Consider the following 7,224-nt stretch of genomic DNA (forward strand, 5'->3'; position numbering starts at 1 on the left):
ATTATGTTATTCTCTTTGAGTTTAAACGGATTAAGGGACTTCTTAAGTTCCTCTACTTTTTCTTCGTTCTGCCCGATTTCACGCTCTAAATCGCTCACACGATCATAATAATTGCTTACGTTTAGGAATTGTTGTTGTTGTACATGAAAGTGTCGTTCAATAGGATCATGACGATCACTCATTTTGCGTAGTTCCTCGTGGCGTGCTGTAATATCTTCTAAGGTAATAACCTTCTGACCTATAAGAGACGCAGCTTTTTGAATATAGGTTTTCTCTATATCTGTAGAAAAGTTGAATTGTTTCTCTTTTTCCTTCATTTTCTTTAAGTGTTCTTCTTTTTGGTGACGGTAGGCTTGTAAATCAACCACGGCCTTATTGTAGTCCTGGCGGCCTCTATTGATCTGGCCACGATCGGTTTTCTTCCCTTTCTTCTCCATGTCATGTGCGACATGGCCTAAGTGAACCATTGGTAAGGTTTCGAGTCCACGTTTTTCATGGGAAAGATGGGTAATCCGTTCATTGATTTGAGCTTGTTCTAGCGCTTGATTYGCATAGTTYGCCCACTGTTCACGAATGGATAAACAGCCTTTGCTATTTTTTACGTACCCGAGGTTATTTTCTTTTGTATTCGCAAAATCAGCATTCCAGTCACGATTCTTTTTGCCGAATCCATCTTGATCTAGGTTTCTCATCGTTAACATGATGTGAGCATGAGGATTATTGACATCATCGTGATGAATGGCAATATCAGCTACCATTCCTTTTTGAACAAATTCATTTTGAGCAAAGGACTGAATGAGTTCTTTTTGTTGATCATGATTTAGTTCAATAGGTAACGCAATATTTAATTCACGTGCAAGTTGTGAATCTTTGCGTTTCTCCACTTTTTCAACTTCATTCCATAAACGGTTCCGATCTTTCATCCATTCTGGCGCATTGGGAGGAGTTAGAATCATGGTTTCCGGTTGCACGTGACGAGCATAAAACTTTTGCTCGTCTGTACGTTCATCATGTAGTTTTTCGCCACTGCGATAAGCAGCTGCAGCGACAGCTGATTGTCCTTTTGAACGGCTGATAATTTGCATCGACAGATGGTAAATAGCCATGATTCGTTCCTCCTTTCTTGTGAATGGGTTTTTGTTTTAGGAATGAGTTGATGAGAGCACATCGTGCACTAATCAACGTTTTAGATGAAATCAGCATCATGAACACCAAAGGTGTCAGATGGTGGTTTCATCTTTGCCGATAGGCAAACAGTTTTTATAAAATTCGCCATCTAGGCGAATGGGTCTTTGTTTTTGTCTTTTCGTTCCGAAGGAACCGCACACATCGGTACGATGTATAAGTGCGCCCTTATCTCTTCAATCTAAGGGAATTATACCATATCCTGGTGAGAGAATCYATGCTAAGGATACCAATTTATCTCAATTTTTGATATAATCAATTTAAACATTAGAGAACAGAAAAAGGAGATGAGGATGGGTGCCGAAGAAGCGAACAGATGAGGAAATTCTTCAGGAAYTAGAAGAKAAAATTGAAAAGATGAAAGCGAAGAAACAACAAGTTGAAGCGCGYAAAAAAGAAAAAGAGAGAAAAGAAAGAACAAGACGACTGATTCAAGTCGGCGCGATCTTCGAGAAATACTTTGAGATTCWAAGTGAAGAAGAAGCAGAAAAGATTGCGAAGGCATTGCAATCTTATGTAGGMAAAAAYAAAGATAAGATTTTGCATCATGATGTGGTTGTAAAAGAAAAAAAGAAAGCAGCAACCGAAATAGCTGTTTCTGAAGAGTGAGGATCCGTAGGAGCCTATGATGAAATGTTTATATTGTGAGTCAGAAAATAATTCTACGGAGGAAGCATGTTCTGTTTGTGGAGCCCCTTTGCATATAAAACGTCCTCAACTGAAAGAATATGTGAGTTTACAAGATTCAGCTTTGTCATTCCAGGAGCTTCAACGTTTTCATACGTATGACTTGTTAATTTTATTGCGCCTGGTTAGAGAAGAGCGTTCTAAAAGTTATAATCTCATGAGAAGCGTTCAGAAAGCGCCAGAGGAGGCTGAGATTGATAAAACTGTCATAGAGTTCGGAGAAAGTGAATATCGCCTTTATACGGCCCGTATGAAGCTCATAGAGGGTCTTTTGATAGATCGGATGGGGTACAAGCCTAAACGGGTGGATGATAAGCTGCTTGCAGCGTTAAAAAAGCGAATAGAGTCGAATTAGGGTTGCAAATATGAAAGATTTGGTAGAAAATTAGGCATAAGAAAAGCCCTCAAGTTTTGGTCGACTGCGAGGACTTCTCTTAAAAACTATGAAGGAATTAACCTGTAAGAAAGATTAACTCTTTTTGTTGAATGTGTATAACTGTATTTTAACACAAACAGATTAATTTCTTCCAGTTAAAAATTGGGGGAATTGTAATGAAAAAAGAAAGTAGTTTGAGAAGTAGTTTAAATAAAGCAGAACAAAATGCTAGAAAAAGAGATTTTGAGAAAGATGGAGAATCTAGGTTAAAAGCAGAAGAACTAAAAAAATCTTTATTAGATCAATTAAAAGAACTTACTGGTGAGGAACATTTTGTTGGGACCAGTAAAGATCCGTTTGCAGGGGAGCCGTTTAATCAAACTATGCATAGAAATTTAGATTTATTAAATAGAATTGGTTATCTTAATCAAGCCGAAGGGGATTTTCTTTTTAGAATTCAAGCGTACTTAGAATTTAAAAGCAACGTAATCATTTCCAGAGAAGATAAATTTAAAAAGAAACGAAAAAATGTTGTTGAAGATGACTTTGAACTTCCAAAGGCTGCAACAGTATCAGAAATCGCTGAAATGATTGGGAAATCTCGTAGACAAACATCTGAAATTATGAATTCTTTGAAACAAAAAGAGATTTTGCTTAATCCTGAAGGGGCAGGTCAAGTATCCGAAAATGGACGTACTGTAAGCCCTAGAACATGGATTGTAAATCCTTATATTATGATTTGTGCTCCACGAAAAAATGAAGTTAAGTTAGATAAATTAACTATGAGATTGTTTCAACATTCTTTAAAAAATCTTAAAGATCAGAATGGTAAAAAGGTAACTTTACCTGCTAGATTTTTTTAAACTGATTTTTTAGATCGTATCAAATTTGATACGATCTTTTTTTATTAATTGGAATATTTAAGGTGTGCGGAATTCCTCTCATTTTAGTCCTGTAATGAGAGGAATTCCGCACACCTTAAAAAGTGTAGCTAACCCAGTCATATCAACGCTTTAACCCTCTTTTTAAACTTTCTCTCTATTATCACTATTGTTTATTAGCAATTCGCTCATAGAATTGCTAAGGTCTTTTTATGTTTTTTTCGTTAGAAAAATAAAAGCCTAAAGGCTAAAAAAGCCGTCTCAAGACGGCCACCTTTAAAAATGCTTATAATCTTTAAATAAGCAGGAGAACAACTGCTATTCTAGATAAGAACAATCTTATAAGTACTGTATGACAGTGATTGTTTAATAGATACCTTTATACTGATTTCATATGTTGATCAAAGAATAAAGAGGAGAATGTTATTCTAAATCGAAAACATTGTTACAATAGCCTATATAATAAATAGTTATTTGTATTAAGAATAGGTGGTGAACACATGTCTGAACAAATAAATGAAATAGTTTATTTAGGTGGAGAGGTAGCAAAATCATTAGGAATAGCTCGTAGTTCTCTTACAAAATATTGTATTGCTTTAGAAAATAAAGAATACAAATTCATCAGAGGATCTAATAACTCTAGAGCATTTAGAAGTAAAGATCTTCTCTTACTACAAAGAATGAAAGATCTAGTACAGGACAAAGGCATGACTATGGAAACAGCCGTAAATGTAGTATTATCAATGCTTCCAGAAGAAGAGAGAACAGGTGCTGTTCTTGACGAGAACAAGATAATCTCTTCCGAAACTACATCTAAAGAACAAGAAGAGAATAATCAAATTTCTCTTCTCATGGATAAATTAGAATATATTGATGAGATATCTGAAAGATTAAATTCAATGGAAAAAGAGCTTAAGGATATTAAAACTCAAAATAAGATTTTACAGGATCAAAACGATGAATTAAAAACAACAGTGGAAACAAGTTCAAATAAAAGAGATGAAAATCTTTTATCACTGATTCGTGAAGTTCAAGATACGAAAAAAATGATAGCAGCTTCTCAAGAAAAAAAGTGGTGGGAATTTTGGAAATGAGAAAGATAGCAAAATGCTAGTACAAGAAAAGCCCTCAAAATTAATTGAGGGCTTTTCTTACATGTGTGGTTGATCATAGCTGTGTTTATAGTTGATAAAAGTGAAATATATACATGTACACATTTAAAATATCGTATTAGGTTATAATTTGTCCAGTCAAAAGGTAAACAAACTAAAAGGCCACCTCTTGAGTGTGTGGTAAGAGAGGTGGCCTTTTAGTTACATTTACAAATATAGGGTTAAATGAAATCCAAACTGAAAAATCAGCTGGGCTGCCACTATAACATATTCAGATAAAAAATCAATTATTTAGAGGTTAAAGCATATGTATAAAAGGAGCGCTTTTTATACATTCTTTCTTCAACCACACACCTGAAGATCATCGTCATATCAACGGTGTATAAAAAGCTGCATACTCAAGAAAATATCCTCACCGGGAACCCTTACTCCCACAAGGGTTCTTTTTTATCGTGTGTTCCTAAAAGAGTGATTATGTTAACTAGCTTTGTATATCGTATACACAGAAAAAACTACCCAATCTAAAATATTGGGTAGTTTTTTGTTTGACAATATTAAAATATTATTTTATAATTTTAAGCTGTCGTTTCTAAATATATAAATATTTACATAGGAGGAATTATATACATATGTTTAAAAAAACTTTATTTAAAAAGGTAATTGTCACAGCTTTTAGTGCTTCTGCAATTTTTGCTGTAAGTAATACTGCTTTAGCTGATACAAATAGTGAAAGTACAAGTGTAAGTGTAAACCAAGATGTGACTTTTGATAGTTTTAATTATGCTCTTAAACCTAGTATGCAAAGTACCCAGTCTAAACAACTTATGACAACCATGGCTTCAAGTAATCCTTATCCTTATGGTAACTACACAGGTTATGACTTCGGTAAAACTTCATTTTCAAGTTATATTTGGGTAAAAGGTGGAGGTACTTTTAAAAATTTAGATACTATAGATATGGAAAATTCATCAGGACAAAGCATTTCTGTTGAAGTGTATGATAGTGCCGGAAAGTATTATGGTAAAGGTGTCACAGTAAAAGGTGGCGGTTGGAGAAGTGTTAATTTCGAAAGCGCAGGAATTCTTCCAAAAGGTAAATCTTATAAAATAAAATTAGTTAATCTTGGTTCAGGAACAGTAACTCTGAAACAAGGAACTGTATTATATAATCATTAAGTGAAATATTAAATAGCAAACAAATGGTATGTGAAAAAAGAACAACCTGTATTCCATATAAAAGGGAATATAGGTTGTTCTTGCTTTATTAATTATGTCTTTTTTATTGCATAATCATGCTAAAAATAACAATAATTTAAATAGTATGCTACTATTATAAACTATGGTACTAAATTGAATTTCAAGTATGGAGTGAGCATGATTGAACAAAACTTTTAAAATTTTTTCAGGATCCTTAATAGTTATCATCATTTTATTAATTATTGTATTTATTAATTGGCAACATATATTTGGTGATAATCGACCAATAGCAAATATGAAAGCTATATATCAATTAGAAATTAAAGATAAGCCTATGGCTAAAACGTCAGATGTAGATAATAATATCTTATATTTAGTCCCAAAAGGGCACTTAGATACATATATTGATATGATGAAGAAAAAAGGATATAAACTTACTGAAAAAGATGTAAGTCATAATACGCTTATTTTTGAAAAAGGTAAGAACTTTACAAGTATTTCTTATAAAAGATTTGCTCGTAAATATACAATAATTGAGAGTCCATTTCTAAAAGAAGTATAAATATTATTAATAAAGCACCAAGAACTTTTAAAGTTTCTTGGTGCTTTATAGTTCCTAGAAAATCCATTACGTAAATTAAAGGAGCGTATTCATCCATATAAGATATAAAACAACTTAAAGTTGTTTCTAATTGCCTTAAGGCAATTTTTTATCCTTAACGGCTAAGATCTGGACCTTTATTCTTTGCTCTATTAATAGTTATCCTTCTCATACTTCCTATTTGCTGTCTTTGCTTAGTAATTTCTTCACTACGAGTAGCCTGTTGGATAGCATTAAAAATCGTATTTAAAGCGTTTATGTTGCTCTTATGTGTTTTTATTTCTTTTTCTAACCATGGGACAACTGTTTTTTCCATTGTGTTTATACGGCTTTGTTGTTGTTGTAAATCTTGTTGTCTTTTGTATCCCAGTTCTTTTAAGTTTTCGCGTCCATATTTAGCTTCACTTTGAAGTTCTTCATAATCTTGACGAGCTTTTTTTGAGACAAGCCGTTTGGCTTTTTCTCCTGGACTTCTGTCTAATTCATCAAGCTTTTTCTTCACGTTGCTGAGCTTTTCTACTTCTTTACTCATAGTTGAGACATGTTCTTTCTCTACACGAACCATTTTCTGATGTTTTTTGAACTCGTCTAGCTTCTTTTGGTTAGCATCTAGACTTTGTTTGATGTTAGATAGTCTAAACTGATTTTGCTGAGCAGTATTGTGATACTGTTCCAGTCTTAATGCATTGCTGTACGTAAGATGCTTGCCAGCTGTTTTGAGATCCGGATAATAAGAGCTTATCTCACGGATCTTGGCTTGTTTAATAGCTTCTTCAGCTTGTAATAGTACCCTAGTCTCGACTTGAATTTGTTTTTTCTCATACGTGATTTGGTTGAGTCGATTTTCTTTCTTTTGAGAGAATTCTTGGTAACGTTGATAGAACTCTTCTTTAGTTGAAAAACGAAGAGATTCTTTATGTTGTTGAATGCTACTTTCATAGCTTTCTTTGTTACTTTCTAAATCAGAAATTTTATCAAAGTGACGTCGTTTCATTATGTTATTCTCTTTGAGTTTAAACGGATTAAGGGACTTCTTAAGTTCCTCTACTTTTTCTTCGTTCTGCCCGATTTCACGCTCTAAATCGCTCACACGATCATAATAATTGCTTACGTTTAGGAATTGTTGTTGTTGTACATGAAAGTGTCGTTCAATAGGATCATGACGATCACTCATTTTGCGTAGTTC

Annotated in this window: 7 protein-coding genes and 1 pseudogene; 6 read left to right on the top strand and 2 right to left on the bottom strand. The window is 33.6% G+C overall.

What is annotated here, in order from left to right; all coding sequences use genetic code 11:
- Nucleotides 1-1,106, bottom strand: a 1,106-nt coding sequence (mobQ, locus tag AC1DRF_RS13070) for a MobQ family relaxase (protein ID WP_477740884.1), incomplete at its 3' end; no start/stop codon positions are given.
- 376 nt (nt 1,107-1,482) lie between these two features.
- Between mobQ and AC1DRF_RS13075 the strand changes: the two genes are divergently transcribed.
- The 6 genes from AC1DRF_RS13075 to AC1DRF_RS13100 all read left to right on the top strand — a co-directional run bounded on the left by AC1DRF_RS13075 (nt 1,483) and on the right by AC1DRF_RS13100 (nt 5,999).
- Entirely contained in the window at nt 1,483-1,794 is a 312-nt protein-coding gene (locus tag AC1DRF_RS13075) for a hypothetical protein (RefSeq protein ID WP_477740885.1), read from the top strand.
- A 121-nt stretch (nt 1,795-1,915) separates the two neighbouring features.
- Nucleotides 1,916-2,227 carry a hypothetical protein gene (locus AC1DRF_RS13080; protein WP_477740886.1) on the top strand — a complete coding sequence of 104 codons (312 nt, stop codon included), beginning with the start codon at nt 1,916-1,918 and terminating at the stop codon, nt 2,225-2,227.
- A 197-nt stretch (nt 2,228-2,424) separates the two neighbouring features.
- Nucleotides 2,425-3,111 (top strand): Rep protein, encoded by a 687-nt coding sequence (locus AC1DRF_RS13085; protein ID WP_477740887.1) that lies wholly within the window; start codon nt 2,425-2,427, stop codon nt 3,109-3,111.
- 518 nt (nt 3,112-3,629) lie between these two features.
- Nucleotides 3,630-4,223 carry a DUF3967 domain-containing protein gene (locus AC1DRF_RS13090; RefSeq protein ID WP_477740888.1) on the top strand — a complete coding sequence of 198 codons (594 nt, stop codon included), beginning with the start codon at nt 3,630-3,632 and terminating at the stop codon, nt 4,221-4,223.
- Between the two features lie 647 nt (nt 4,224-4,870).
- Nucleotides 4,871-5,416, top strand: coding sequence for a hypothetical protein (locus AC1DRF_RS13095; RefSeq protein ID WP_477740889.1), 546 nt, complete (start codon nt 4,871-4,873; stop codon nt 5,414-5,416).
- Nucleotides 5,417-5,618: 202 nt separating this feature from the next.
- Nucleotides 5,619-5,999, top strand: a complete 381-nt coding sequence (locus AC1DRF_RS13100) for a hypothetical protein (RefSeq protein WP_477740890.1) — start codon at nt 5,619-5,621, stop codon at nt 5,997-5,999.
- Nucleotides 6,000-6,153: 154 nt separating this feature from the next.
- Here the strand turns inward: AC1DRF_RS13100 and AC1DRF_RS13105 are convergent.
- Nucleotides 6,154-7,224, bottom strand: a pseudogene (locus AC1DRF_RS13105) (MobQ family relaxase); the annotation flags it as partial.

This window comes from Priestia sp. P5_B4 (genome assembly GCF_056400385.1).

Excerpts from the sequence above, each read along its gene's own strand:
- AC1DRF_RS13090 (WP_477740888.1), top strand. The coding sequence starts at position 3,630 with ATGTCTGAACAAATAAATGAAATAGTTTATTTAGGTGGAGAGGTAGCA.
- AC1DRF_RS13085 (WP_477740887.1), top strand. The coding sequence starts at position 2,425 with ATGAAAAAAGAAAGTAGTTTGAGAAGTAGTTTAAATAAAGCAGAACAA.
- AC1DRF_RS13095 (WP_477740889.1), top strand. The coding sequence starts at position 4,871 with ATGTTTAAAAAAACTTTATTTAAAAAGGTAATTGTCACAGCTTTTAGT.